This is a genomic window from uncultured Roseibium sp., from assembly GCF_963675095.2.
In the GTDB taxonomy this organism is placed as follows: domain Bacteria; phylum Pseudomonadota; class Alphaproteobacteria; order Rhizobiales; family Stappiaceae; genus Roseibium.
Window position 1 is genome coordinate 37,584 of sequence record NZ_CAXXSJ010000044.1, and the last position, 26,886, is coordinate 64,469.

Genomic DNA, 26,886 nt, shown 5'->3' on the forward strand with positions numbered 1-26,886 from the left:
GGCGCGAATTCTAGAAAGAGGCGCCGCGATGGTCAATCGGTAGGGACAGCGCTCAAGCAGGCCAAAGGCCGATAGCGCAATAAACAACCGCTCAAGCAGGCCAAAATCCGGTAGCGCCGCCCGGAAAACAGAAACAAAAGGAAGATGACACCCCTGAGAGATGGCAGCCCGGCAGGCATTCTATCAGCCTCGGCCTCAAACGGCCCGCCTCTGCGCCGTAGCAAGTTTGCCGGGGGCGATGGCATGTGCCGTTTCGCGTTCGGAGGCTGCACCGGTGAAAAAGGCGGTGACCAGCGATTCCATTTCAGCTTGTTCCGCCTCGATCCGGCTATCGAACCAGCCAACGACGGCGGATACGGGGATTGCGATGGCCAGGCCGACGGCTGTCGTCAAAAGCGCAACCCAGATGCCACCGGCAAGAACGGAGGGATCGACCGCAGCCCCTGCTCCCTGCATCGCCTGGAAGGCCTCGATCATGCCGAGAACCGTGCCGAGCAGACCGATCAACGGTGAGGTCTGCGCGATCATGTCCAGTGGGCGCAGGTAGGCTCGCATGGTGTTGATGCGCTGGTTGCAGACCCGCTCGATGTCTTCCTTCAACAGCTCCGGATCCGTTCCGGGGTGTCCGACCATGCAGACAAGCTTGTGCAGGATGTCACCGAGGACCGTCTTGCTGGAGGCCGCTTGGGCAATGGCCGGTTCGCGGGAGCCGTCCAGCCAGAGGCCGAGTGCCTTACGTGCCCCCTTGTGGTGGCCGACCTTCAGCCTGCCGAATTGCAGGAGTTTGGCGACGATCAGGACGAAGGCGACGATTGAAAGACCCAGCAGGATCGAAACGACCGGACCGCCGGAGCGCACGAGGTCCGCCAGGGGCTGGGCAAAGGGGGGCAGGGTTTCGACGACTTGCGAGAACATGATGCTTCCATCAACGGATTAAAGAATGAAGCCGATATCCGTGCGGGACTTGAGTTCAAGGTGCGGCAGACAGCTGGTTTCCACCTTGTCTGCACGCTCGCAGCTGCGAATATCATTGACCAGGAGGTTGACTATGGTACCGCAATCAATCTGAGCGACGTTATACTGGCGAACCAGTGTCTTGCCTTGCGGAATGGCGCCAAAGTCGATCCCCGCATAGCCTGCAACCCCTCCGGACTTGTCGAAGATCACCATGTCAAGGCGCAGGGCGTCGAGAGCGCTCGTGAGACTGTTCTTCACCACAAGAGTAACCCGGCAGGCTCCATCCACCGTATCGGCCTTGTTCAGTTCCAGTGCGATTGTTTCTGCTTCCTGCGCATTGGCTGCAGGGACCATCGCCAGGCAACTTGCCAGGAACAACCAAGTCATCCGTTTTCTGGTCATTGGAATGTCACTCTCATTGCCGGGGTTTAGGCACGGGGTCAGGCCGGAATGCCTTGCTGATGAATTTCTCCGGTGCTTGGCCGATCCGCGATCAGGACCGGATGACCGGCGCTGCAGGTTTCCATGCGTGCCTCGACGCCATAAACATCGCTCAGGAGCTCCGGGGTAACGACATCTGACGGCCGACCGCAGGCAGCGGTGCGCCCATTCTTTAAGACGGCCAGCGTGTCGCAATATCTCAGAGCCAGATTGATATCGTGGAGAGCGACGATACCGACCGCGTTATGCGAACGCGTATAATCCCGCGCGACATCAAGGGCGGTGAGCTGCCAACGCAGATCGAGTGCGCTTGTGGGTTCATCCAGAAGCAGGAAAGCCGGTTCCCGGATCATCGCAAGGCACAGTCCGACAAGTTGCCGCTTGCCGCCGGAAAGTTCCATCAGCGGGCGGTGCGCGTCAGGCGTCAGGCCAAGACGGTTCAAGAGTTCGGCCATGCGATAGCCCAGAACCTTGTCATTCATCCCGAGTTCCGTTGCCCGTGCATAGCTGCGCATCAGTTCGAAAGGCGACAGGGTGGAGCCTATGGGAGGCGTCTGGGGCATCATCGAAATCAGGAGACTGCGCTCTTTCCTTCCGATCCGGGAAACTTCACGGTCGGCGACCTTGAGAGCTCCCTCGTACCGCAGGCCCAGGGCAATCGTCTTCAACAGCGTGGACTTGCCGGAAGCATTCGGGCCGAGCAGCCCGACAAACTGTCCGGACGTCAGCTCGGGCAGGGAGATACCCTGCAGGATCGGGCGCTTGCCGAGCGTGACGCTGAGATCGTCGATCTTCATCACCGCCATGAGGTGTTCCCGCTTTTCCAGGAAATCAGGAACAAGAACACCGGCACGCCGATGATCGAGGTGATGATGCCGACGGGAACGATAGCGCCGGGGACGACGACCTTGGAGAGAAAGGACGCCAAAGAGAGCAGGGCCGCACCTGTGAGGCAAGCACCCGGGACGAGGAAGCGATGATCCTCTCCTAACAGCAGGCGGGCGATATGAGGGCCGACCAGGCCGACAAAACCTATGGTGCCGACGAAACAGACGGCAACGGCGGACAGAATTGACACGCGAAACATGGTCCAGAGCCGGATATTTTTCACCGAAAGCCCTGCGCTTTCGGCCTGGTCCGCACCGCCGCGCAGAGCGGTCAGAACCCAGACATCGCGCAAACTGACAGGCAAAACCATCAGGAAGACCGCTGTGACGACGGCGACTTCTGTCCAGCCGGCGCGCGTGAGATTGCCGATGTGCCAGAAGACGATCTGCTGAATGACATCCGCGCTCGCGACATATTTCAAAAAGGAGGTCAGAGCCTCGCACAGGAAGAAGAGCGCGATGCCATAAAGAACAATGGTGCTGCTCGAGCCACCATGAAGCCCCGACAGAGCCAGGATCGCGAAGGCGGCACACATGGCGAAGACGAATGCAAAGGCGGGCAGGAGCAGGGCGTGACTGAGAGTGCCGGCTGCGGGAGTGACGACGATGAAGAACGCGGCTCCCAGCGTTGCCGAAGATGCAATCCCCAGCGTGAACGGGCTGGCAAGCGGATTGTTCAGGGCCGTTTGCGTTTCGACACCGGCAAGGCTCAGCGCAGCGCCGACCGCAAGTGCGATCAGCGCATCCGGCATACGCACCTGCCAGATGATGATCTCCATTCGCTGTTCGAGCGTTCCGGGCGCAAACACGCTCTGGAAAATGTCTGAGATGCCGAGGCCGGCGGGCCCTGCGGTGATATCCAGAAGGAAGGCAACCACCAACAGGATCGCAAGTCCGATCAGGACAAGCGCTCGTCTAAGGGCAATCAGGCGATACCGCTCAAAAAGCCCCTCATGCAGGTCTGTCTGCTGCGCTGCGCCGGGTACGGTCATTGGCGCACCTTCACGGAATAGAGACCGCCGTTTTCAAGCGGCAGGAAGCGCCGGTGGATCTCTGCGAAGGTTGCTTCGGGATCGACATCCGCGAAGAGGTCCGGGTGGAACCACTTGGCGAAGGCCTCCAGGACATAGATGTTGAAGGGCGAATTGTAGAAGCCGTGCCAGATCGTATAGGCATTGCCGTTCTTCACCGCATCCAGGACTTCCAGACCTTCGCTTTCAAGACTGCGCTGAGCAGAACGCAAGGCAAGGTCCTTTTCGACATTCATGCCCAAAACGGCAAAAGGCTTGCCCTCCTCGAAGTCGGCCGGCGTGCCGGAGGCCGTACCGATCCAGATGTCCGGGTTGGCGGTCAGGAGAAACTCGAGCGTATGCCGGCCGACCGGTCCAGGAACGGCCTCAGCAGAAATATTACGGCCGCCGGCGAGGTCGACGAACGGGCCCAGCATGCCTTGGGCCATGGCGACGCAACACTTGAAACGGCCTATGTGGGCTTGCAGGAAAACGCTCGGACGTTTTCCGTCAAACGCCTTCAGACGCTCCACGATCCGTTGCTTTCGCTCGTTGTAAAAGGCGATGAACTCGGCGGCTTCCTCCTCGCGCCCGAGCACCTTGCCCATCACTTCCACGGAGGCTGTGGTGTTTTCCTTCGGGTTCTGACGGAAATCGATGAACACGACGGCAATGCCGGCGGCTTCAAGCTGGTCGATGAACTCCTTGTTGTCGATGCCGGGTCCATGGCCCGACATGCTCAGGATGGCCACATCCGGAGCCTTGGCAATAACGGCTTCCGCAGCAACGCCTGTTTCCGCACCCAGCACCATCGGAATCTCGGCCATCTTCGGATATCTGGCCTTCATGTACTCCATCAGGACGGGATCGGTCTGTTTCAGGTTCGACAGGAGCGCATCGACCCGTTCGACGGGGTTGTCCTTGTCCAGCATTGCCATGACGGTCAGCACGCGGCCATCACCGAGAACGATGGTCTTTGCCGGCGCATCGAGGGTTACCTTGCGGCCTGCGACATCGGTCAGTTCCATGGCATGGCCGGAACAGATCTGCAGGGCGAGGAAAATGGAGGAGGCGCCAACCGTCAGAAGGGTCTTCAGCATGACATTTATCCTTCGGCCTGGCCGGTGCTCGTTTCGGGAGCGAGTTCGTTTTGTTGCCATTGGAGCTTCAACTCTTCCCGCCACGCGAACCGTTCCAGGTGACTGTCGATCACGCCCTTGAGGACGGGAACGTTGTCGGGGTTCTGAGTCTTGCAACGGATACTCAACTGACCATCGTCAGCGGTCATGGTGCAGTGACCGAACGGAAATTCGACTTCGCCCGCCTTCGGTGTGAACGTGGCCGGAACCTTATGGGCGAAGTGCTTGCACAACTGCTGGAGATATTTTGAGGCTGAGGCTGTTTTTGCCGTCGTTTCAACGATGTACATGGCCTTGGCTGGTCTCTGACTACGCGTAAAGCGAGCCGGCATGCCGGCTCGCGGGACAAGGTGAAATGTTCAAGCCGCTCAGAACTTGGCGGAAGCGGTCAGGTAGAAGCTCCTTCCCGGGGATTGAAGCGGCACGGTGACGACCGAACTCTCGGAGTAGGTGCCACGCGAGGTGTAGGTCTCGTCGAAGATATTGTTGGCTTCCGCCCGCAGCGTCCATTTCGATTTCAGGAAGTCGGGCTTCCATTCCGCATAGGTGTTGAACACGGCATAGCCCGGCAAAGGGTTGACGAAACCGGCGGCGGTAAGGTCCGAATCTTCATATTCGAGCGCGATTTCGGAGCTTGCGCCAAGCGTCAGTTGCCAGTCCTCGAAGGTGTAGGCGCCGGTCAGCGAAATGATGCTGCCAACCGGCTGGCCGAGGTTGTCCCCGGTCGCACCATTGACGGAGAGGCCATCCAGTTCGACATCGGCGTGAGAGAAAGCGGCGTTCAGATAGAGGCCGTTCCCGCGATAGCGGGCGTAGAGGTCGACACCCTTGCTCGTCAGGTCGGGACCACTTCGAACGACAGGTGCCGTCCGAACAGTGAAATCTATCTCGGCCGTATTGATATTCTTCAGGTAGAAGAGTTCGCCGCCGACGGTGAAACCGCTGCTGGAGTATTCCAGGCCGACCTTGGCATTGTGGGCGTAAGTGGCCTCGATATCGTCGGCATAGGTGTAGTCGGCAGCGTGGAAGAGCGCGGTCTCGCTCTGGGGAATGCCCCCGAAGACATAGCTGTATCCGGCCTTTGCCCGCAGGCCATCGATGATTTCATAGGCCAGCGTGATGTTCGGAGACAGGCCGAAGTTGTCGAAAGTCTTGTTGTCGACCGAATCATAATTCTGGAAGTCGGCGCGCAGACCGGTTGACAGTTCGACCTGCTCGAACAGGTTCAGCCGAGCCTGGGTGTAAGCCCCGATGTTGGTCACGGTCTCATCGATATACTCGACAGTGCCGCTGCTGGTCGGGTCGCGGCCGATCTCGGTGTTGTCGTTGTAGAAATCGACACCGGTCGTCACGCTGCCCATGGAGAAGTTGAACGTGTTCTGCACATGGCCGCCGACAGACTGGTAGGTGCTCTTGAAGAAGCCCCGGCCGTAAGTACCGTCCAGTTTGGAGATGTCGAGTTCATTCTGATTGAAGTAGATCAGGACTTCCGGATCGAAGAGCCCGTCCGCCTTCTCATTGGTGTATTTGAACACCGTTGAATAGCGGCTCATTATCTGGTCGGAGAGGGTGACGTTGCCGGTCGGCAAGCCACCGCGGGTGACCTCGCGTATGTTGACGCGCTGGCGGCGGATGCCGGTGTCGCTGTAATAGTCGCCCGAGAGCGAGAAGCGATGGCCTTCCTGGCTTTGATAGGAAGCCTTTGCAAGACCGGTCCAGAGATCGACGGCGGTGCCGATTTCGGTATTGCCGTCGCCGTCGTCGTAATCCTGGCCTTCGGCCCGCGTAAGTGCTCCAAGGAAATCAAACCCGTTCATGGCGCCGTAGGCCGATTGGGTTGCCTTGTAGGTCTGCGAATTGGTGTCATAGCCGAAGCTGGTCAGGGCACCGATGGTCTGACCGCTCTCCAGAAGATCCATCGCGTCGATCGTTTCGAAGACGATGCTGCCGCCAAGAGCGTTCGGGCCGGCGTCCGCCGGGGACACGCCCGCATAGACATCGACCGCCTTCAGGAACATCGGATCGATGCCGAAGTCACTGTTGTGGTGCCAGATGTTCTGGTTCTGCCGAACACCGTCGACAGTCACGTTCACAAGGGTATCATCCACGCCATGCACGAGGATTTTCTGGGATGCAGCCGAACCGCCGGATACCTGAACGGATGGGGTTTCGGAGAAAAGCTGTTTCAGATCGGCCGGCTGATCACGCGTGATATCCTCGCGCGTGATCACGACATCGGTTTCCAGCGATTTGCTATCCTCGCCCGCCGTGTCCCGAACAACCACCGTCTCGAGTTGCTGCCCGTCCTGTGCGAAGGCGGAAGACGCGCCCAGACAAACGGTGCTGACCGTACTCAGGAGAATGGCAAACCGCCTTGCGTCAATACTCATCAAATACCCCATACCTTGAACCGGCGTCCCAAGGCTGCCGATCCATAGCCCACGACAATTCGTCCAGTCAATAAACTTGACTGAAGAACTCATGTATTGGATACAAGGGAGTGGCTGGCGAGAGCAACCTGTTAAGGTTTTGTCAATGCGCCAATCTTTTTTGCGATTTCAGCGAAGCGGCTTGTTGCCGGGACGTTGCCGCGAATTAATCGTAGGATCCTGATTTAGAAGGGATTTCCGCAACGGAATCCGAGGCAGCTTTACGGAAAGACGGGTATATCTGTGTTTGTTCAGGCCGCGTGCAAGAACCTCTATGTGACCAAGCAGCAACTTGCGACCGATAAGGCTGCGCGTCCGGTTCGCTGGATCGATCCTCCGCTCGAGAACAACGATCACGTTCTCAGAGGCAACATCGGGTTTCTGAAACTGCAGGAAGGCCTGTCCGTCCATTATTCCAACGCCGAAGACCTGCATGACCTGAAGATCGAGACCGAATGCGGCCCGCGGCTGAATGTTGCCGTCTTTCTTGAAGGGGCTGTGGAGGCGTGGATCGGCCCTTTCCGCATTCCCATGCCGACACTCAATGCTGCCGAGCAGCGCTGGGACCCGATTGCCACGATCTATGCGCAGACCCAGTCGGAAAAATTCATCCGCTATGCCCGCCGCGGTGTGTGCCTGAAAAAGGTGACGATCTCCATTACCCATGCCTGGCTCAACAAGTTTGCCGGCATCGGGGGAGCGGAATTTTCCAACGTTCTGTCCTTCACGAAAGCTCATCTGGCGAACCGGACATGGCGACCGAGTGCCCATGCCGTGGGCCTTGCGGAGCAGATCGTCAACACCCGGATGGAATCCGATCTGCTGTCCAGTCTTTACATCGAAAGCCGTGTCATCGGCCTTGTCGAGGAGGGCTTCCGTCAGCTTTGCCAGCCGGAGCTGAGCCAGTATCCCGGCCATCTGAGGCCGCAGGACCGGCAGCGCATGCAGTCGGTGGAGGAATATCTCAACGCCCATTCCGGCCGGCTGGTGACGGGTGATGAGCTGGCGGTCGGGGTCGGACTGAGCCCGAACACCCTGCACAGGCTTCTCACCAATGCGGTGGGTCTTTCGACCTCCCGCTACATTCGCTGGTACATGCTGGAAAAAGCGCGCACCGCGCTTGAGCGGGACAAGGTGACGATCGCCGAAGCCGCCTACATCGCCGGATACTCGAGCCAGGCGAATTTCACGACAGCGTTCAAGCGGTGTTTCGGCATGACGCCGAGTGCCCTTCAGGAGCGCTGAAGGGCACTCACCCAAAACTCACATCTAGTCTTTCATATTGTCTTGGCCGAAGAGGGCCAGAAGACCGTCCGACAGGGCACCTTGCCAGTAGATGTAGTCATGCGAGGCCGCATACTCTCTGAAGGTGACGTCATAGCCCCTGGCTTCCATGACCGTGCGCAAATGCCGGTTGGTCGCCAGGATGTCGGGCGAACCGTCCTGCCCTCTTTCGAAGAGACCTGTGGCCAGGAAGAACCGAACCGGCTGCTTTTCCTGCGAGGCGACGCGTCCGGCCGTGTATTCCTGATCCTTGCCGGGTGTTCCCTTGGGGTTCCACCAGTAGGATCCTGAAAGCGATATGACGTTGCCGAAGACGTCCGGATACTCCAGCGCGATGCGGGTGGATGCCAGGCCACCGTAGCTGGAGCCGGCCAGGATCGTTCTTTCCGGGGATACCCTCACACCAAGCAGCTTTTGGGCTCGGGGAAGGATTTCCCGGGCGACGGCTTTCGAGAAGGCCTTGTTGTCCGGCAACTCACGGGATCTCGACTTGAGGTCGGGATTGGCGATCAGGACGGCAACGGTCTGAGGCAAAACACCGTCGGCGTGCATATTGTCCAGGATGACCGGCGTCGGCACGTCCACCTGATAGGGCGTGCTGTCAAACAGAACCAGCAGCAACGTGTCAGGATCGTCAGGCTTGAATCCTGCCGGTTTGTAAAGGGTGATCTTGCGGCTGTTGCCGAGGTCCTCACTCGAAAAATCGAAACTTTCGATACTGCCGGAGGCACTGTCGCGAGGCACCACAAAGGGTTGTTCGGGAGCCTTCGGCAGTTCCAGAACGGACTTTGTGCTGAACTTGTCGAGCGCATCGGCCGGCCAGGAACGCTTGTTCAAAGGGTCCTGTTGTGCGGTTGCCAGGATTGCGACCCGCTTCTGCCAGAAAGAGCCGGGCACGTCCGGAACGTCCGGGGCAAGCCGATAGGAAAGCCGGGTCTCGGCAGGAACCCGGTAGCTGCGGTACCAGATATCGGAACCGTCAAGATGCGACATCCAATCATGGTTCGCCGAAGGCGCTCCCATGATCCTGACATTCTGCCGGGCGCCCCGATAAAGGAACGTCACGATGTAATCGCCGTCCGGTCCCGGTTCGACCATCGGAGTACCGGTCTCCGAAATCGCCTGCCAGAAAGCGTCGGCGGTACCGCCGTCTTTCAGAGTTTGCTGCAAGTCTCCGAGTTTCGGGCTCATAAGAGGGGAGGAACCCGTGTCCTGCTGCTCGAGCAAGGGCATCACGTTCTGGGTGATTTCCACCGTGAAGTCCGTCTCCCCCCTCACGCTGGAGGCCGTAATGTACCTGGCATCCTCCGTGATCAGGATATTGAAGCTTTTGCGGTCGCTTTCAGGACCGATCAACCGGCGCAGCAGTTTTCCGTCCGCATCGATGAGTTCCAGAACCAGGGTATCACCGGCCTGGGGAACCTGGCCGGCGACATAGGTGCCGGCGTCAAGATCGAGGGGCAGCCGGGCCGCCCCTTTGTCTTCGCCGGCTTTCCCTTTCCAGGAAACGTTCTCCTGTCCATCCGACAGGTGTTCGATCAGGGTCATGTCAGCTTTGTCGTCAAGACGGGTTTTCTCCTGTGCAGCCTGGGCCGGAAGGACGGGAAAAAGCGGACAGAGCGAACCCAGCGCACTCAGGAGGAGGCACAGGGCCAGGCCGGAAAATTTCTTTGAAAGTCGTGCCATTCTCATACCAGGTGTCTTTCAGGCTGGCGGTCACGGTCCGGCCAGGGACAGCCTGGCAGGCATAGCGGGATGCGCAGCTCGCGGTGTTGGATTGTTAGGAAGACTGCTGGCGTTGACCTGGAGTATGACACCGTCAGATTTGTCTGAAGCGGCTTCGAAGTCGCAGCTGGCCATGCCGTCCGGAAGCGTGGCGCCCCGAACGATCAGATCATTGTTTTGATCCGTGCTCTCTTCGATATAACGAACGCCAGCTCAGAGGTCGAGACCTTCCAGCGGGCCAAGGCCGGTCGCACAATAGAAGTCTCTGAAGCTGTGGGAACCCGCGCTCAAGTAGGCCGAAAGCCGGTAGCGCTAAGAACCAGCGCTCAAGCAGGCCGAAGGCCGGTAGCGCTAAAAACCCGCGCTCAAGTAGGCCAAAGGCCGGTAGCGCAAGGAAAAGTTGGCACGCCCAACGGGACTCGAACCCGTGTTTCCGCCGTGAAAGGGCGGCGTCCTAGACCGCTAGACGATGGGCGCCCAGGTTCGGGCGAACAAGCGCCCCGAACCGAGAAGCGAGCATATAAGGGGCCTTTGAAATTTGGGCAAGCCCCTTTTTTGCCGGCTCCTTTCAATTGGCGGAAATCCGCCTTATTGCGCCACGAAATCCGTGCGACCGAGCACGCGGCCTGTGGACGGATCGACCTGCAACAGGGCCGTGGTGCCGTTTTCGCGAATGACGACCATCATCCGTCCGTCGACCCAATCGACGCTTTCGACCGTGGCATTGGCGCCGATCGCGATCGTCCTGGCGATCGATGCCGCGTCGACTTGCTTGCTGGAGGAGTTGATCTTGTAGAAAATTGCTGCGAAGACAGCGATAAATCCCGCAAGCATGACCAGGGACGATCCCGCAAGAAGGCGCTTCAGCTTGATCTGCACGCGCTCTACTGCCGGATCGAGCGGCTTTTCCTCGTTGCCTTGGTCGTTGAACTCAGGTTGAGTCATGAATGATGGTACTCCGGAAGATCCGACCGAATTCGGATCGGATTTCACATATCAGGTTGAAGCCGATGACGCCGGTAAACGCCTCGATGCCGTCTTGGCAAGCCGACTGGACACCTTGAGCCGGAACCGGATCCAGGCATTGATCAAGTCCGGCGACGTCACCGCGGGCGGGCGCAAGATAGTGGAGCCGAAATACCGGGTCAACGAGGGCGAGGTCCTGACCCTCAGCCTGCCGGAACCGGAGGACCCGGAGCCGCAGGGCGAAGATATCCCGCTTACCATCGTCTACGAGGACGAACACCTGATCGTCATCGACAAACCCGCAGGCCTTGTGGTCCATCCCGGCCCCGGCAACTGGACGGGAACGCTGGTCAATGCGCTGATCCACCATTGCGGCGACAGCCTGTCCGGCGTCGGCGGCGTCAAGCGCCCCGGCATCGTGCACCGCATCGACAAGGACACCAGCGGCCTGCTGGTCGTGGCCAAGACCGATCAGGCCCATCAGGGCCTCTCCGCCCAATTCGCAGACCACGGCAAGACCGGTCCGCTGGAACGGGCCTATGCGGCCATCGTCTGGGGCGCGCCTTCGAGCCTGAAGGGGACGGTCGATGCCAACCTCGCCCGCTCCCAGGCCAACCGCCAGAAGATCGCGGTGGTGAAGACCAGCGGCCGACACGCCATCACCCACTGGCAGGTGAAGGAGCGGTTCGGCCCGGAAGGCGAACCGGCCGTCGCCTCGCTGATCGAATGCCGGCTGGAGACGGGCCGCACGCACCAGATCCGCGTGCATATGGCCCATATCGGTCATCCCCTGGTCGGCGATGATGACTACGGCGCGGGCTTCAAAACGAAAATCAACCGCCTGCCGGAGCCTTTGAAAGGCGTGGTCGCGGGCTTCTCCCGGCAGGCCCTGCACGCGGGATTGCTGGCTTTCGCCCATCCCATAACGGGCGAAACCATGCGGTTTGAGAGCAGCTATCCAGCTGATTTCAATGAGCTTTTGCTTGCATTACGAAAATTTTAGATTCCTGTTCCTCTTTCAGGCCATGTAAATGGCGTAATCCTACTTATATTTACCTTACGGGCGCGCCGAGATCCGGGCGCCTGAATTTGAGCGTTTGCCTTTGAGTCCGGACCCCGGCAAGACAGGGGGACTGTTTGCCACCGGAAAGGAAAGGGAGCGCAGCGACGGGAGAAAGGGGGCGCAGAAAATGGCCCAGAATGTACCGATGCTTACTGCCGGGGAAGGCGGACTCAGCCGCTACCTCGACGAAATTCGCAAGTTTCCGATGCTTCAGCCGCAGGAAGAGTACATGCTCGCCAAGCGGTACAAGGAGCACGATGACCCTGAAGCCGCCGAGCGGCTGGTCAATTCCCACCTTCGTCTTGTAGCGAAAATCGCCATGGGTTACCGCGGCTACGGCCTGCCCATTGGCGAAGTCGTCTCCGAAGGCAATGTCGGCCTGATGCAGGCGGTCAAGCGGTTTGAGCCCGACAAGGGCTTCCGTCTGGCGACCTACGCCATGTGGTGGATCAAGGCCGCGATCCAGGAATACATCCTGCGCTCGTGGTCGCTCGTCAAAATGGGCACGACCGCCAACCAGAAGCGGCTGTTCTTCAACCTGCGCCGCCTGAAAGGCAAGATCCAGGCTCTCGATGAGGGCGACCTGAAGCCGGATCAGGTCCAGCAGATCGCGACCACGCTCGGCGTGAGCGAGGAAGAAGTGGTCTCCATGAACCGGCGCCTCAGCGGCGACGCCAGCCTGAATGCGCCGGTGCGCGCCGAGGCAGACGCCGGTGAATGGCAGGACTGGCTCGTCGATGAAAGCGACAGCCAGGAAACCTTGCTCGCCAATCAGGAAGAGCTGGACATGCGCCGCAAGCTCCTGAGCAATGCCATGGACGTCCTGAACGACCGCGAACGCCGGATCTTCGAAGCCCGCCGGCTGTCCGACGATCCGATGACCCTTGAAGACCTGTCGGGCGAATTCGGCGTCAGCCGTGAGCGCGTCCGCCAGATAGAGGTCCGCGCCTTTGAAAAGGTGCAGAAGGCCGTCCAGACCAGCGCAAAGGCAATGGAACGGCCGACCGCATAAGTCAAAACCTCCCAGACGATCCGTCAGGCGCCGGAACGATCCGTTCCGGCGCCTTTTTCGTGTGCCTATGCCCCTCCCCGGACACCCGCACTTGCAGGCCCTCCGCACCGCTAATAGGCTGGTTTCGTAGCGACGGGGGGAGGCCGATTCATGCGTGGGATCGTCAAGCGACTGACCGGAAAACGGACACTGGTTGCTGTAGCGGCGGTTCTAGGACTGTTCGCCGCGACCGGGTTGCGGGCGGTGAACCCGGATTTCCTGACGGCCGTCCGCGAACTGACCTTCGACTACTACCAGCGTTTCAGCCCCCGCCCCTATGCCGCGGCACCGGTGCGCGTGGCGGACATCGACGAAGCCTCCATCGAAAAATACGGCCAATGGCCCTGGCCGCGCACCCGGCTGGCCGAATTGGTCACGACGCTGACCGAGATGGGTGCTGCCGTCATCGCCTTCGATATCGTCTTCAGCGAGCCGGACCGCACCTCCCCGACGCGCATTACCGAATCGCTCTCCCTTGAGGACGGCCAGGATCCTGAGGCGTTGAAGGCCCTGCTGGACCGGCTCCCCGACAACGATGAAAAATTTGCCGAAGCCCTGGCGCAATCCCCGTCGGTCCTGGGTTTTGCCGCTCGCCGGGATGCCGCAGGCCGCTCACCGGCCGGCAAGAGCGGCTTCGCCTTCGGCGGCACCGATCCGGTAAAGATCCTGCCTGCGTTTCCTTCCGCTCTGCCCAGTCTTGAAATTCTCGAAAACGAAGCCAGCGGCGTCGGCGGCATCTCGCTGTCGGCAAAGGACCAAAGTGGCGTCGTCCGGCGCGCGCCATTGCTGTTTTCCGACGGAACAAAGCTTTACCCGGCCCTGGGCGTCGAGGCCCTCAGGGTCGCCCAGGGCGCGAGAGGACTGCTGGTCAGAACCACCGGCGCCAGCGGCCAGACCGATACCGGCAACTCGGCCATCACCGATGTAAAGATTGGCGCATTCTCGGTTCCCACCACGGCGGATGGAGAAATGTGGATCTATTTCGACCACGAACGTTCGGAGCGATACGTTTCGGTCAAGGACCTTCTGGATCCGGAAAAACGCGCCGACGTCGCGCCGCTGGTCGAGGGGCAGATCGTCTTTGTCGGCACCTCCGCGGCCGGCCTGCGCGACATCAGGGCCACGCCTCTGGGCGAACTGGTTCCGGGCGTGATGATCCATGCGCAGGCAATCGAGCAGATCATCAACGGTAACTATCTGACCCGGCCCGACTGGGCGGACGGGGCCGAAACGCTTGCGACCTTCGGCGTCGGTTTTCTCGTGATCCTGACCCTTCCGATGATCGGCGCCATCGGCACCGGGTTTCTCGGCGCCGGCGCCGCCGCGGCCATGATCGGAGGGTCCTATTATTTCTTCCTCAAGGAAGGCCTGCTGATCGACCCGATCTACCCGAGCTTTGCCATCTTCATGATCTTCGCGGTCACGACAGCCCTGCTCTATTTCCTCACCGAGCGGGAAAAGCGCTTCGTCCGCCAGGCCTTCAGCCAGTATCTGTCGCCCGACCTGGTCACCCAGCTGGAGAAGTCTCCGGAACAGCTTGTGCTCGGCGGGGAAATGCGGCCGATGACGATCCTGTTCATGGACATCCGCGGCTTTACCCCGATTTCCGAACAACTGACACCGACGGAGCTGGTCAGTTTCCTGAACACGCTTCTGTCGCCGCTGTCGGACGCCATCCAGGCCGAACAGGGCACCATCGACAAATATATCGGCGACAGCATCATGGCCTTCTGGAACGCACCGCTGATGATCGAGGCCCATGCCAGCCACGCCTGCAGGGCTGCCCTCGACATGCTTGCCACCGTCGACCGGCTGAACGACGCCGACGCCTTCGGCTTCAAGGCACGCAAGCTGAAAACGCAAACGGTCCAGATAGGCATCGGTTTGAACAGCGGCGAGGCTTGCGTCGGCAACATGGGCTCCGACAAGCGGTTCAACTATTCGGTGATCGGCGATGCTGTAAACGTCGCGTCGCGGATCGAATCCAGCTGCAAGGCCGTCGGCGCGGAATTGCTGGTCTCGGACGAAACCCGGAAAGAAGCGCCCGAATTCGCCTATCTGGAAGCCGGCGAGATCCCCCTGAAAGGGAAATCGGAAGCGGTTCGGCTGTTCGCGCTCGTCGGCAGCGAAAGCCTGAGGAACTCGGAAGGCTTCCGGAAACTCAGCCGGCTGCACGAGGATCTTGTCGAGGCCCTGCGCAACGCAAATCCGAGACGGGCGGAGCGTCTTTTGAACGAGTGCAGGGGCGCAGCTCCCGAACAGCTCCAGCAATTCTACGACCGGTTCGCAGACCGTATTGCCGCGCTGGCCGCTCCCGCGCCGGTACCGGCCGGCGATGCCGCCCAGTAGAGCCTTCCACCTTCGCATGGAAGGCAAGCTACCAGGCGCACTAAGAGCCGATTCATCGGCTTATGCTCCCGTCAGCGGATTTCCACCGCATAGGTGTCGACCGGCACGACCTTCTTGATCAGCTTGTTTTCGGCCATGAACTCCGCGAACCGCTGATACCGGCCCTCGTCGAGCGCCGCCGGACGCTTTGCGAACCGCGGCAGAGTATCCGCCCAAGCCCGCTTGTTCAGCTCGTCATCCAGGTTCGGGTAGGCCTTGATGAAGGCCGCCCAGGCCTCGTCCGGATGGTTGGTCAGAAAGATGGTTGCCTCTTCGACGGCTGCCAGAAAGCGGGCGTAACGGGGATCGTCCGTCTTATCCTTGTGAACCACATAGATCAGCTCATCGAACACCGGCATCCCATGCTCTTCCGGATAGAAGGCCTTGCCGGCCTTGCCCTCGAGTTCGATCTGGGTCAGCTCGAAATTCCGATAACCGCCGATGACTGCATCGACCTGACCGGACAGAAGGGCCGGTGAAAGGGCGAAGTTGACGTTGATCAGTTCCACGTCGGACACGGTCAGACCCACCGATTTCAGCATCTGGCCGAGCATGGCATCCTCAAAACCGGACACGGAGAAGCCGATCTTCTTTCCCTTCAGGTCCTCAAGCGTCTGGATCGGGCCGTCCTTCAGGACAATCAACGCATTGAGCGGGGTTGCGACCAGGGTGCCGATCCACTTCAGCGGCAGGCCTTCGTCGATCTGGGCATGCAGGGTCTGCTGATAGGAGACGGCGATGTCACCCTGACCGGCGGCAACGAGCTTCGGCGGCATGGCGGGATCCGCCGGTTCGATCAACTCGACGTCGAGGCCTTCCTTTTCGAAGAAGCCCATGGTCTGCGCCGTGATCACCGGCGCATGATCCGGATTGACGAACCAGTCGAGCAACACGGTCAGCTTGTCGTTTGCATGAGCCGGCATTGCGGTCATCAGCATGGCCGCAAACGACCAGAGCGCTATTTTTTTCATTCAGTCCTCCTTGGAGATTGTGAGAGCGAGTTGGTCCGGTCAGTCCTCGACCTGCCAGGGAACCAGGCGGCGGGTGAGGCGGTCGACGGAAAAACGTAAAATCAGCACCATTAGCGCGAGTAGAAGCAGCGCCGCGAACATGACATCGGTCTGCATGCGCGCGTTGCTCTGGAGCATGATGAAGGCGAGCCCGCCCTTGGCTCCGACCCACTCGCCGACGATGGCGCCGATCGGAGCGAAAACCGCGGCAATCCGGATACCGGAGGCGAGCGCCGGCAGTCCGGCGGGGATACGGAAATAAACGAGCTCCTTCAGCCGGGAAACCCGATAAAGCCGGGCCAGGTCGATGAGACCTTCATCGGCCCGTCGCAGCCCGTCGAAGAATGTGGACGTCACGGCAAAAAAGATGACGAGTACCGCCATCACGATCTTCGAGGACAAGCCGAAACCGAGCCAAAGGACCAGGATCGGCGCAATGGCGAAGACCGGTAAAGCCTGGGTCACCAGAATGGTCGGCAGCATGGCCCGCCGGGCAAGCGGAGAAAGCCACATAAGGACGGCAAGAGTGGCGCCGGCAATAACGCCTGCGACAAAGCCGAGCAGCGTTTCGTAGGCGGTGATTGCGGCATGGTACAGCAGGAAGCCGCCCTGCTTCTGGAAGGCCAGCGCAACCCGTTCCGGTCCGGGCAGCATGAAGGGCTGGATGTCGAGCAGCCGGACCAGTGCGGACCAGCCGATCACGGCCACGACAAGGCCGATCAGAACGCGCAACACCTTTCGCATCAGGTCCCGCATCGCGAAACCTCCCGGCAGAGATCGGACAGATGCGGCGGCCTTGCCACCGAAAAGGAAAATCGGCACCGAACGGTGCTTTTACGTCTCGACACAACAGGATCTCCCGTCTTCGGATAAACCGAAAGCGACAATGGAGATCCGGGATATGGCTAAAGGCTTCCGTCCCTTCGCCGGCATGACCCGGATCAGGTTCTAAGGGTTCGGCAACGCCATCTCAGTTCCTTATCGGAACACCCCTCGGACCGAACGCGACCATGCACCGGCACGTTCGAAAACGCAACCCTGGAGGTTGATGACAAACCCCGATTTAGTCATCCCGGACGAAGCGTCAGCGAAGATCCGGGCCCGGCGAGCCAAGGTGTCCGTTAACTTAACCCCATTGAAATGGTGAAGCTTTTGCCTCCCCTGCCCCGGCTCGCGCTATCGCTTAGCCGAGGTGACGACGGTGAGGAAAGGGCATTGTCAGAAGTCTGCCCTGATTTGGCCAAGTCACAAGTGCTTGCCGACGGCTCGGCCGTCAGCCCGCCTGCCAGGCCTGTACGGCTTCGTCGACGGCCTTGGTGCCGGTCGGGCCCTTTTCGAGGGTCAGGATGCCGCGTTTGCCGTTGTCGTAGAGCATCGGAATGTCGATCCATCCCCGCTCGCGCAACAAACCGATGTTCCGTTCCCGCTCGCTGGAGATATTGGAAAGCGCAATCCAGAAATAGCCTTCCGAAACCTTGACCGAAGCACCGATCAGCGCATCGCCGCGCGCCTGTTCGGTCGGCTTCATGACCAGCCCCGGCACGTTCTGAACATCGCCAGCCGGAAAGTCCTTCGGGAAATTGTACTTGATCTCCACCAGGTGGCTTGCCGGCAGAGAACTGTCCTCGTTGGGCTTCAGCCGGATGTCGACGGAAACGTTCCGCTCCGGGATCCTGACCTCAGCCGTCAGGATCTCCTGCTTCTTGCCATCCAGGTCGGTTTCTTCCTTGATCGCCCAGACCACTTCGCCCTGGGAGGCGGTTCCCGCACCGTTCTCGCCGGCGCCTTCTTCGTAAAGGATGGAGCGCTGCGCGACGGCTGCAGTGCCTTCCGGCGCAGGCGGCGTATCCTGCTTTTCGCCTTCCCCAGTCGAAGCCACGATTTGGGGGACGCTCGGAGTTGTGACCGGTGCGGCGACTTCCGGCGTGGCTGGTTCCGGCGTTGCGGGTTCCGGCGCTGCTGGCTCTGGTGTTTGCGGAACAGAGGCCACGGGAGCCACCGTTTCCGCAGGTGCCGGTGGTGTTGCCGCTTGCGTGGAGGACGACTGATCGGGCGTGATGGTCGTCGTCGTCACCGTGCGCGCATCCGGGGCTGCCGCAGGCTGACCGTTGTCATCCAGCAGGCGATCGGTGTTCTTTCCCCCGTTCTTGTCGGCGTCTGCAGTATCCTCGGCGACCCGGGGTTCGGTCGTCACAGGTGCGACCGTCTTGTCATCCGCCACGGTCCGTTCCGAATTTGACGAACCGCCGGCCATCATCTCCGAAATCATGTCCCGTTGGGAATAAATGACGCCGGCAATGCCAAGAACGATGAGGATCAGAACCCCGATCAAGGCCAGCGGGACAAGGGAAAGACCGCGACCCGGGCGCCGGACCGCATCCGACAACCGTTTCCGGCCACGGCCCTTCCGGCCCGTTTCCGCGTCGTCGTCCATGTCGTCGTCGTAAGTGTGGTGCCGGACCTCGTATCCGCTCGACGCATTCGGCGTGTAATCCTGATGAGGCTCTTCCTGGTAGGCGTCTGTCTCTGCTTCCGGTTCGTAAGCAGCCATGACCGGTTCCTGGGAAGACCCCACGCCTGTCTCTGCGGTCGACGAAATCGCCTCTTTCGTGGACAGAACCGCCGAATGCGACGCCGCGCCCAGCTTTTCGGCCTCTTCCACAGCCTGCTTGAGCGGCGAGGCGGGCGCTGCCGGCGCAGGCGCTGCCGGCTGAACGGCCGGTGCTTTTTCCGCAGCCGGCGCAGGAGGGGGCGTCGGTTCCTGCCGGGCGGTCAGGGTCGCCGTTCCAGACGTGGCGGGCGCTGCCGGAGGTTTGCTCAGCGGGTTGAGACCGAGGCTCTCGCGGGCGGCTTCTGCCTCGACCTTACGGATCGCTTCTTCCAGACGGAGCTGTTCGGCCGTGATTTCGGATGGCGACAGGGGCGGCTCATAGGCCTTCAGCTGATTGACGATCGCGTTCCGCGCCCGGCTGTAAACACCGCGGCGGGCCGCGCCGTTGTTTTCCGGAAGAGAGCCGATCGTTTTTTTCAGAATCGAATAATAGTCAGCCATCTTGTCGCCTATCGGCAAATCGCCGATCCAAAATCAGTCCCTTTAAGCAGGCATATACCATGTTCCGCCGGGCGCGAACCCCCTGTTCGCGGGGTTCGCTACCGGTCTGCACGCGGCAAATGACGCTGCGGCCTCTTCGGTGCATCACGCACCCTTTGCAATCAGCCCTTTTAAAACCGCTTCCTGTCTTGGGGCATCCGTCTTTCAACGGACATCGTAAATTTTCAATAGCCGGTGTTTTTGGCTTTTTTAAAGGCGATTTTGACCGGCATCACCCCTGGAAGGGGTTCTGCACAAGGATCGTATCTTCCCGTTCCGGGCTCGTGGAAAGGAGGGCGACGGGTGCACCGATCAGTTCTTCGACATGGCGCACATACTTGACCGCCTGCGCCGGAAGATCGGCCCATGAACGCGCACCTTCTGTGGATTCTTTCCATCCCGGCAAGGTTTCGTAGATGGGAATCACCCGTTCTTGTGCACCCTGCGAGGCTGGCAGGTAATCGATTCGCTCACCGTCGAGTTCGTATCCGACGCAGATCTTGATCTCCTCAAGGCCGTCGAGAACGTCGAGCTTGGTCAACGCGATGCCGTTGATGCCGGAGGTGCAGACCGTCTGACGGACCAGGACCGCATCGAACCAGCCGCATCGGCGGCGGCGTCCGGTAACCGTTCCGAACTCATGGCCACGGGTGCCGAGAAATTCCCCGACCTCGTTCTTCTGCTCCGTCGGGAACGGTCCTTCGCCGACACGGGTCGTATAGGCCTTGGTGATGCCGAGAACATAGCCGACGCTGCCCGGCCCGAGGCCGCAGCCGGTGGCAGCCTGGCCGGCGACCGTGTTGGAAGAGGTCACGAACGGATAGGTTCCGTGGTCGATGTCGAGCAGGGCACCCTGCGCGCCTTCGAACAGAATGCGCTTGCCTTCCTTGCGCAGCCGGTCGAGCAGGTTCCAGACCGAATCCATGTAAGGCAGCACCTTGTCGGCCACGCTTGCCAGCTCGTCGTAGATCGCCTGTGCGGAAATCTCGTCCTGGCCGAGACCCCGGCGCAATGCATTGTGGTGCACGAGCATGCGGTCGATCTTCGCCGGCAGGGTCGACAGGTTGTTCAGGTCCATCAGGCGGATTGCCCGCCGGCCGACCTTGTCCTCATAAGCCGGACCGATGCCGCGCTTGGTGGTGCCGATCCGGGTTCCCGTATTGGAATTTTCCCGAAGCGCGTCCAGTTCCCGGTGCAGGGACAGGATCAGCGTGACGTTTTCCGCAACCCGAAGGCTCTCCGGCGTGACCACGACCCCTTGCGCGGAAAGACGCGCGACTTCGTCCACCAGGGCATGCGGGTCCAGAACGACGCCGTTGCCGATGACGGAGAGCTTGCCTTCGCGTGCGACGCCTGAAGGGAGCAGCGAAAGCTTGTAGCTCACGCCGTCGATGACCAGCGTATGGCCGGCGTTGTGACCGCCCTGGAAACGAACGATGACGTCTGCCTGTTCCGACAGCCAGTCGACTATCTTGCCCTTGCCTTCGTCACCCCATTGCGATCCGACGACAACCACATTGGCCATTAAGACACGCCCTCCTGAAGCGGTACTTCCGGCGCCGGATGACCGGCGCAAACACGACAAGCCCCGGACGCGCCGCCCGGGGCAAACGCGGCGGACTATAGTGCGGTTCCGGTTGAAATGGAAACACTTCTGTCGCTCGGACGAAGACCGTCCCTCAGGAACCGAACCAGGCCATCACAAAGCGGGATCTTCGAGCCGCTCCGCCCTGGGCCAAGGCGTGTTGCCGATCCGCGTCGTGACAAACCGGAAGCAAAGGCGTGCTGTCTCAACATACTGGATACAAAGAGAGATTCGAGGAGATCGTCAGCAACCCGAATTTTCATAGCGCTCGCAAATCGGGTTTTGTGACAAAATCCACCATGCTACTCACGCAACGCTTTTCCACCGGAACGGCTTCTTCAAACCTGCTTGGATTTGTCGCATGTCCCTCAGAAACTGGATCCTGCTGCTCTCTCTTGGCGCCATATGGGGCGGATCCTTTCTCTTTGCCAAGGTCGCCGTGGCCGAGATCCCGCCGCTGGTTCTGGTGTTCTGCCGAGTGGCAATCGCCTGTGTGACGCTGCACATCGTCCTGCGTTTCACGTCCCATCGTTTCCCGGTTCAACCGAGGATGCTCGCAGCCTTCTTCGTCATGGGCCTCCTGAACAACGCGATTCCGTTTTCGCTCCTGTTCTGGGGACAGACCGAACTCTCTGCCGGGCTCGCCTCTATCCTGAATGCGACGACCCCGATCTTCACCTTCATCGTGGCAGCCCTGCTTGTGCGTCAGGAACCGGTGCGCGCGCACCGGATCGCCGGCGTGTTGATCGGTTTTGCCGGCGTGCTCGTCATGGTTTCTCCAAGCGTCACCGGGCTGGGAAACGATCCGCTGTGGGCGCAACTCGCCTGCCTGGGCGCCGCCCTGTCCTACGCGCTGGCTGCCACATTCGCGCGCAGGTTCAGGAACATTCCCCCGCTGGTGTCGGCAACCGGTCAGCTTTCCGCTTCCACCCTGATCATGTTGCCGGTCGCCCTGCTCACGGCCGGGAACTGGTCGCCCTTTGATACATCCGCCATTGTCTGGCTGAACGTTCTGGCGCTCGGCATCGGCGCAACGGCGCTGGCCTACCTGATCTACTTCCGGGTACTCGCCGATGCGGGCGCCACCAATGCCTCGCTGGTCACGTTCATCGTGCCGGCAAGCGCGATCCTGTTCGGCTTTTTGGCTTTAGGCGAACGGCTCAATGCCTATCAGTTTGCAGGCCTTGGGTTACTCCTGACGGGCCTGCTCGTCCTGGACGGGCGTATCCTTCCGAAAAGAAGACAGGCCGCATGAAAACGGGCGGCCCGAAGACCGCCCGAAATCATTCCATCTCTCAATTCCGTCATCCCGGACGAAGCGTAAGCGGAGATCCGGGACCGGCGAGCCGAGGTCTTGGAGAAATCGACTCCGCCAATATCGTCAGGCTTTTGCCTCCCCGGCCCCGGCTCGCGCTATCGCTTGGCCAGGGTGACTAAAGGGAGGGGTGCCTGTCGATGCTTAGAACCGGAGCGATTTCACCTGCTTGACATGCGACACCGCGGACAGCCGGTCCATGACGGATTGCGGCACTTCCCCGTCCACTTCGACCAGGCAGATCGCATCCTGTCCCGGCGCGGTCCGGCCCAGGTTGAAGGTGGCGATATTGACGCCGCTACCGCCGAGTTCCATGCCGAGATGACCGATGAAACCGGGCTTGTCCTCATTGGTGATATAGAGCATGTGCGGCCCGAGTTCGGCCTCCATGTTGATGCCCTTCACCTGGATGATCCGCGGTTTGCCGTCGGCAAAGACGGTACCCGCAACCGACCGCTCCTGGCGTTCGGTCACAACCGTCAGGCGGATATAGGTCTCATAGGCGCCTTTCTGCTCCCGGCGAACCTCCTCCACCTGAATGCCACGGTCACGGGCAACGATCGGCGCCGAAACCATGTTCACGGTCTGTAAGAGCGGTGTCAGCAAGCCGCTGAGGGCCGCGGACGTCAGCGCCTTGGTGTTCAGTTCGGCAACCGCACCGGCATATTCCAGCCGGATCGCTTCGATGCCGCTTTCCGTCAACTGGCCGGCGAAAGACCCGAGCTGTTCGGCCAGACGCACGAACGGCGCGAGTTTCGGCGCTTCTTCTGCCGAGATCGAAGGCATGTTGAGTGCGTTCGTCACCGCCCCGTCGAGCAGGTAGTCGCACATCTGCTCGGCCACCTGCAGCGCCACGTTTTCCTGGGCCTCGCTGGTAGACGCGCCCAGATGCGGCGTGGAGACGAAGTTCGGTGCACCGAACAAAACGTTCTCCTTGGCCGGCTCTTCCACGAACACGTCGAACGCGGCACCACTCAGCTTACCGGCGTCGAGCGCATCGCGCACCGCCTGCTCGTCCACGAGACCGCCGCGGGCGCAGTTGATGACATAAGTGCCGTTTTTCATCTTCGCGATCGCCGCCGCGTCGATGATATTGCGCGTCTTGTCGGTGAGCGGCGTGTGTAGCGTGATGAAGTCGGCACGCTTCAGGAGCTCGTCCAGTTCCACCTTTTCAACGCCGAGAGATGCCGCGCGTTCCGGCGTCAGGAACGGATCGAAGGCAACCACCTTCATCTTCAGGCCGATCGCCCGATCGGCCACAATCGAGCCGATATTGCCGCAGCCGATCAGACCGAGGACCTTTGACGTGATTTCCTTCCCCATGAAGCGGGACTTTTCCCACTTGCCGGCCTGGGTCGAAGCGTCGGCTGCCGGGATTTGCCGGGCGGCGGCAAACATCATGGCGATTGCATGTTCCGCGGTCGTGATCGCATTGCCGAAGGGCGTGTTCATGACGATGATGCCGCGCGCGGTGGCCTTGGGGATATCGACGTTGTCGACACCGATCCCCGCCCGGCCGATCACCTTGAGATTGTCGGCCGCCGCGATGATCTTTTCCGTCACCTTGGTGGCGGAACGAATGGCCAGACCATCGTACTGACCGATGATTTCCAGCAGTTTGTCCTTGTCCTTGCCGACATCCGGCAGGAAATCGGCGTCGATACCGCGGTCCTTGAAAATCTGCACGGCCGCATCGGACAGTTTGTCTGAGATGAGAACTTTCGGAGCCATCAGTGGCCTCCTTTGGAAGGTAGAGCTTTGTCTACAGCGTAGTTCGGAGAATCCTCTTCCTGAGGAGAAGGATTCGTGGTCCAGGCAACAGCACTCTGGATCCAGAGTTTTGCTGACGCCGTTGCTTCATAGGTCGCGCCACGCAGCAGTTTGTCGGTTGGAGCTCTGAGACATCGGAGCGGGTATTGCCACTCCATCCATTCCGGATCGCGCAAGCCCGTCGAGGCTTCATCTCCGGACGTGGAGTAAAAAGATACGGCGTCGAGGAACTCACCCGTATCCTCCCAGACTTCCCACTCAGCGGTATCTGCCGGGATGATCTCCAGCGCAATCTCGATCCGCTCCCCCGCCTTGCAGTCGAGGGTCACGGTATCCAAAGCGCAGAAATCGACCCGCATGCCATCCGGCAACTCCGGATGGCACTGAACCGCGTCCTGTATGATCGATACGGGACTTTCCGATTTGACCGACAATATGGTGTCGGCAAACCGGAAGCTCCTGCGAAGCGTGAACACCTTACTCAGGCCGCGGCCGCGAGTGTCGCTTTCTGAGTCTCGAAGGCCCAGTCGAGCCAGCCCGTCAACGCGGCAAGGTCGGAGGCCTCGATGGTCGCACCGGCCCAGATCCGAAGGCCGGACGGTGCGTCCCGGTAGGCACCGATGTCATAGGCGACACCTTCCGCATCGAGCGCGGACACCATCGCCTTGGCGAAGGCGGCCTGGTCATCGGCGGACAAGGCGCAGACTTGCGGGTCCACGACCTTCAGACAGACCGAGGTATTGGACCGCGTTGCCGGATCGACCGCAAGGAAATCGACCCAATCGGTCTTTTCCACCCAGTCGATGAGCACCTTGAGATTGCCGTCCGCACGGCCGATCAGGCCGGAGAGCCCGCCGACGGACTGTGCCCATTTCAGCGCGTCCACGTAGTCCTCGACGCAGAGCATGGACGGGGTGTTGATGGTCTCGCCCTTGAACACGCCCTCAATCAGCTTACCGCCCTTGGTCAGGCGGAAGATCTTCGGCATCGGCCAGGAAGGCGTATAGCTTTCCAGCCGCTCAACCGCCCGCGGGCTCAGAATGAGCATGCCGTGGGCTGCCTCGCCGCCGAGCACCTTCTGCCAGGAGAACGTCACCACATCGAGCTTGTCGAAGGCGAGATCCTGGGCAAAGGCGGCAGAGGTCGCGTCGCAGATGGTCAGGCCTTCGCGGTCGGCCGGGATCCAGTCGCCATTGGGAACGCGCACGCCGGAGGTGGTGCCGTTCCAGGTGAAGACCACGTCGTGGCTGAAATCCACGGTCGAAAGATCGGGCAATTCGCCGTAGGGCGCCTCGATCTTGCGGGCGTTTTCAAGCTTCAGCTGCTTCATCACGTCCGTGACCCAGCCGGAGCCGAAGCTTTCCCAGGCGAGCATGTCGACCGGCCGCGCACCGAGCAGCGACCACAGCGCCATCTCGACGGCACCCGTATCGGAGGCCGGGACGATGCCGATGCGGTAATCCGCGGGGACCTGAAGAACCTCGCGCGTCAGATCGATGGCCTCGGCCAGTCTGGCCTTGCCGATCTTTGCGCGGTGGGAACGGCCGAGCACCGCGTCGGACAGGCTCTGAAGAGACCAGCCGGGACGCTTGGAACAGGGACCGGAAGAAAAATTGGGATTGGCCGGACGGATGTCCGGCTTGGCATTCGATGCAGTCATGTAATCTACCCTCACAGATAGGAGCCCCTCGTTGGGGAGGGGTGGCCCACTGATTGGGATAGGCCCGATCACCGGAAGCGTCAATTGAATTTGGAGAAAATATTTTTCCAAAAACGAAAAAGGCCGGCGTTGCAGCCGGCCTTTCCGTTGATTTGTGTCCAGCTCAGTAGTTGCTGGTAATCGGCTGCGGCGGGAAGTAGGTCGGCACCGCTGACACCTGGTTTGCGAACTGGTAACGCACACCGAGCCGGAATTCATGAGCCGTCAGATCCTTGAATTCGGACCGGGTCTGGCCGGAACCGGTGTTGTAGTATTTCACCGTCTTGGCCGTACCCAGGTTCTTGTACCGATACCCGGCGTCGAGACTCCAGTTCGGCGTCATCGCATAGGATGCACCGGCCATGAGCGCCCAAGCGAAGTTCCACTCGCCGTGGGAACCGTCGTAGTTCGTCGTCGCACCGCCCGGGTTCACCGAAACCGTATTGTCCGTATTCACATAAGCCGCACCGATACCGGCACCGACATAAGGTGTGAAGTTGTTCCATGTGCCGATGTCATAGTAACCGTTCAGCATCAGGGTCCAGACATCGATGTCCGTGGTTTCCTTGGAGAAGCCGCCAGTACAGCCACCGCAGACCGCGTAGCCGGTGGCTTGCGCCGGCGTTTCGTAATCCAGGGTGATGTCACCACGCAGGTGATCGGAGAATTTGTAACCGACACCGACGCCGATCATCCAGGCGTTGTCCATGCTTTCGCGCTGATAGCGCAGGTTACCGACAACAGGATCGTTGAAACTGCCGTCCGGGTCGCCGTAGAGCTTGTAGCCGATATCGCCACGCAGGTACCAGCCGCCGACGGCCGGAACTTGCGGAATGTGTTCGATGACCGGTGCCGGGAGGTCGGCAGCGAAGGCTGCAGTCGACATAACAACCGCGATGCCGGCCAAAGACAATCGCTTAAAATACATGACCATGTCCTAGTCCTCTTCTTCAGCCGTCCGCAGGTTCGGTTGCGGTTCGCGCTTGAATCACAGGCCAACAATGGTCTCAATTCATTAAAGGTGACTTAACCGTACTCATTAACCGAGTTTTTTTACCTTAAGAAATACTTAACAA

Annotated in this window: 21 protein-coding genes, 1 tRNA gene, 1 pseudogene and 1 riboswitch; of the genes and pseudogenes, 5 read left to right on the plus strand and 18 right to left on the minus strand. The window is 60.4% G+C overall.

Annotated elements, in window-relative coordinates; all coding sequences use genetic code 11:
- Positions 1 to 195: 195 nt before the first annotated feature.
- The 7 genes from ABIN98_RS16180 to ABIN98_RS16210 form a co-directional block, all read right to left on the minus strand.
- Positions 196 to 915, minus strand: a complete 720-nt coding sequence (locus ABIN98_RS16180) for a MotA/TolQ/ExbB proton channel family protein (RefSeq protein ID WP_346911621.1) — start codon at positions 913 to 915, stop codon at positions 196 to 198.
- Positions 916 to 933: 18 nt separating this feature from the next.
- Positions 934 to 1,344, minus strand: coding sequence for a hypothetical protein (locus tag ABIN98_RS16185; protein WP_346911622.1), 411 nt, complete (start codon positions 1,342 to 1,344; stop codon positions 934 to 936).
- A 53-nt stretch (positions 1,345 to 1,397) separates the two neighbouring features.
- A complete protein-coding gene (locus ABIN98_RS16190; RefSeq protein WP_346911623.1) occupies positions 1,398 to 2,204 on the minus strand; it encodes an ABC transporter ATP-binding protein in 807 nt (268 codons plus the stop codon).
- The gene (locus ABIN98_RS16195) at positions 2,195 to 3,277 is read right to left on the minus strand and encodes an iron ABC transporter permease (protein WP_346911624.1); all 1,083 of its coding nucleotides are present in this window, start codon (positions 3,275 to 3,277) and stop codon (positions 2,195 to 2,197) included. The genes ABIN98_RS16190 and ABIN98_RS16195 overlap by 10 nt, the downstream gene beginning before the upstream one ends.
- Positions 3,274 to 4,395 (minus strand): ABC transporter substrate-binding protein, encoded by a 1,122-nt coding sequence (locus ABIN98_RS16200; protein ID WP_346911625.1) that lies wholly within the window; start codon positions 4,393 to 4,395, stop codon positions 3,274 to 3,276. The genes ABIN98_RS16195 and ABIN98_RS16200 overlap by 4 nt, the downstream gene beginning before the upstream one ends.
- 5 nt (positions 4,396 to 4,400) lie before the next feature.
- Positions 4,401 to 4,724: a DUF2218 domain-containing protein gene (locus tag ABIN98_RS16205; protein WP_346911626.1), complete on the minus strand. Its 324-nt coding sequence runs from the start codon at positions 4,722 to 4,724 to the stop codon at positions 4,401 to 4,403.
- A 78-nt stretch (positions 4,725 to 4,802) separates the two neighbouring features.
- Positions 4,803 to 6,824 (minus strand): TonB-dependent receptor domain-containing protein, encoded by a 2,022-nt coding sequence (locus ABIN98_RS16210; RefSeq protein ID WP_346911627.1) that lies wholly within the window; start codon positions 6,822 to 6,824, stop codon positions 4,803 to 4,805.
- Positions 6,825 to 7,139: 315 nt separating this feature from the next.
- Between ABIN98_RS16210 and ABIN98_RS16215 the strand changes: the two genes are divergently transcribed.
- Positions 7,140 to 8,108: an AraC family transcriptional regulator gene (locus ABIN98_RS16215; protein ID WP_346911628.1), complete on the plus strand. Its 969-nt coding sequence runs from the start codon at positions 7,140 to 7,142 to the stop codon at positions 8,106 to 8,108.
- Positions 8,109 to 8,132: 24 nt separating this feature from the next.
- Here ABIN98_RS16215 and ABIN98_RS16220 read toward each other — a convergent pair whose 3' ends face one another.
- The 3 genes from ABIN98_RS16220 to ABIN98_RS16230 all read right to left on the minus strand — a co-directional run bounded on the left by ABIN98_RS16220 (position 8,133) and on the right by ABIN98_RS16230 (position 10,817).
- The gene (locus tag ABIN98_RS16220; RefSeq protein WP_346911629.1) at positions 8,133 to 9,833 is read right to left on the minus strand and encodes an enterochelin esterase domain-containing protein; all 1,701 of its coding nucleotides are present in this window, start codon (positions 9,831 to 9,833) and stop codon (positions 8,133 to 8,135) included.
- Between the two features lie 440 nt (positions 9,834 to 10,273).
- A tRNA-Glu gene (locus ABIN98_RS16225) sits at positions 10,274 to 10,349 on the minus strand.
- A 111-nt stretch (positions 10,350 to 10,460) separates the two neighbouring features.
- Positions 10,461 to 10,817 carry a hypothetical protein gene (locus ABIN98_RS16230; RefSeq protein WP_346911630.1) on the minus strand — a complete coding sequence of 119 codons (357 nt, stop codon included), beginning with the start codon at positions 10,815 to 10,817 and terminating at the stop codon, positions 10,461 to 10,463.
- On the opposite strand from ABIN98_RS16230, the gene ABIN98_RS16235 reads away from it, so the two are divergent.
- The 3 genes from ABIN98_RS16235 (at position 10,816) to ABIN98_RS16245 (ending at position 15,301) form a co-directional block, all read left to right on the plus strand.
- Entirely contained in the window at positions 10,816 to 11,841 is a 1,026-nt protein-coding gene (locus ABIN98_RS16235; protein ID WP_346911631.1) for an RluA family pseudouridine synthase, read from the plus strand. The genes ABIN98_RS16230 and ABIN98_RS16235 overlap by 2 nt on opposite strands.
- A gap of 187 nt (positions 11,842 to 12,028) precedes the next feature.
- Complete coding sequence (gene rpoH, locus ABIN98_RS16240; protein ID WP_346911632.1) at positions 12,029 to 12,913, plus strand: RNA polymerase sigma factor RpoH; 885 nt, start codon at positions 12,029 to 12,031, stop codon at positions 12,911 to 12,913.
- 150 nt (positions 12,914 to 13,063) lie between these two features.
- The gene (locus tag ABIN98_RS16245) at positions 13,064 to 15,301 is read left to right on the plus strand and encodes an adenylate/guanylate cyclase domain-containing protein (RefSeq protein WP_346911633.1); all 2,238 of its coding nucleotides are present in this window, start codon (positions 13,064 to 13,066) and stop codon (positions 15,299 to 15,301) included.
- A 71-nt stretch (positions 15,302 to 15,372) separates the two neighbouring features.
- Here the strand turns inward: ABIN98_RS16245 and ABIN98_RS16250 are convergent, their stop codons facing one another.
- The 4 genes from ABIN98_RS16250 to ABIN98_RS16265 all read right to left on the minus strand — a co-directional run bounded on the left by ABIN98_RS16250 (position 15,373) and on the right by ABIN98_RS16265 (position 20,966).
- A complete protein-coding gene (locus tag ABIN98_RS16250; RefSeq protein WP_346911634.1) occupies positions 15,373 to 16,311 on the minus strand; it encodes an ABC transporter substrate-binding protein in 939 nt (312 codons plus the stop codon).
- Between the two features lie 39 nt (positions 16,312 to 16,350).
- The gene (locus tag ABIN98_RS16255; protein ID WP_394701526.1) at positions 16,351 to 17,094 is read right to left on the minus strand and encodes an ABC transporter permease; all 744 of its coding nucleotides are present in this window, start codon (positions 17,092 to 17,094) and stop codon (positions 16,351 to 16,353) included.
- A 157-nt stretch (positions 17,095 to 17,251) separates the two neighbouring features.
- Positions 17,252 to 17,354: riboswitch (TPP riboswitch) on the minus strand.
- A gap of 269 nt (positions 17,355 to 17,623) precedes the next feature.
- Complete coding sequence (locus ABIN98_RS16260; protein ID WP_346911636.1) at positions 17,624 to 19,402, minus strand: hypothetical protein; 1,779 nt, start codon at positions 19,400 to 19,402, stop codon at positions 17,624 to 17,626.
- A gap of 271 nt (positions 19,403 to 19,673) precedes the next feature.
- A complete protein-coding gene (locus tag ABIN98_RS16265; protein ID WP_346911637.1) occupies positions 19,674 to 20,966 on the minus strand; it encodes an adenylosuccinate synthase in 1,293 nt (430 codons plus the stop codon).
- A 421-nt stretch (positions 20,967 to 21,387) separates the two neighbouring features.
- Here ABIN98_RS16265 and ABIN98_RS16270 point away from each other — a divergent pair, with 421 nt between their 5' ends.
- Complete coding sequence (locus ABIN98_RS16270) at positions 21,388 to 22,281, plus strand: DMT family transporter (protein WP_346911638.1); 894 nt, start codon at positions 21,388 to 21,390, stop codon at positions 22,279 to 22,281.
- Positions 22,282 to 22,485: 204 nt separating this feature from the next.
- Here ABIN98_RS16270 and serA read toward each other — a convergent pair whose 3' ends face one another.
- The 4 genes and pseudogenes from serA to ABIN98_RS16290 form a co-directional block, all read right to left on the minus strand.
- Positions 22,486 to 24,072, minus strand: coding sequence for a phosphoglycerate dehydrogenase (gene serA / locus ABIN98_RS16275; protein WP_346911639.1), 1,587 nt, complete (start codon positions 24,070 to 24,072; stop codon positions 22,486 to 22,488).
- The gene (locus ABIN98_RS16280; protein ID WP_346911640.1) at positions 24,072 to 24,470 is read right to left on the minus strand and encodes a hypothetical protein; all 399 of its coding nucleotides are present in this window, start codon (positions 24,468 to 24,470) and stop codon (positions 24,072 to 24,074) included. Before ABIN98_RS16280 ends, serA begins: the two co-directional genes overlap by 1 nt.
- 122 nt (positions 24,471 to 24,592) lie before the next feature.
- Entirely contained in the window at positions 24,593 to 25,771 is a 1,179-nt protein-coding gene (locus ABIN98_RS16285) for a phosphoserine transaminase (RefSeq protein ID WP_346911641.1), read from the minus strand.
- Between the two features lie 271 nt (positions 25,772 to 26,042).
- Positions 26,043 to 26,744 (minus strand): annotated as a pseudogene (locus tag ABIN98_RS16290) (outer membrane protein); the annotation flags it as partial.
- Positions 26,745 to 26,886: the final 142 nt, after the last annotated feature.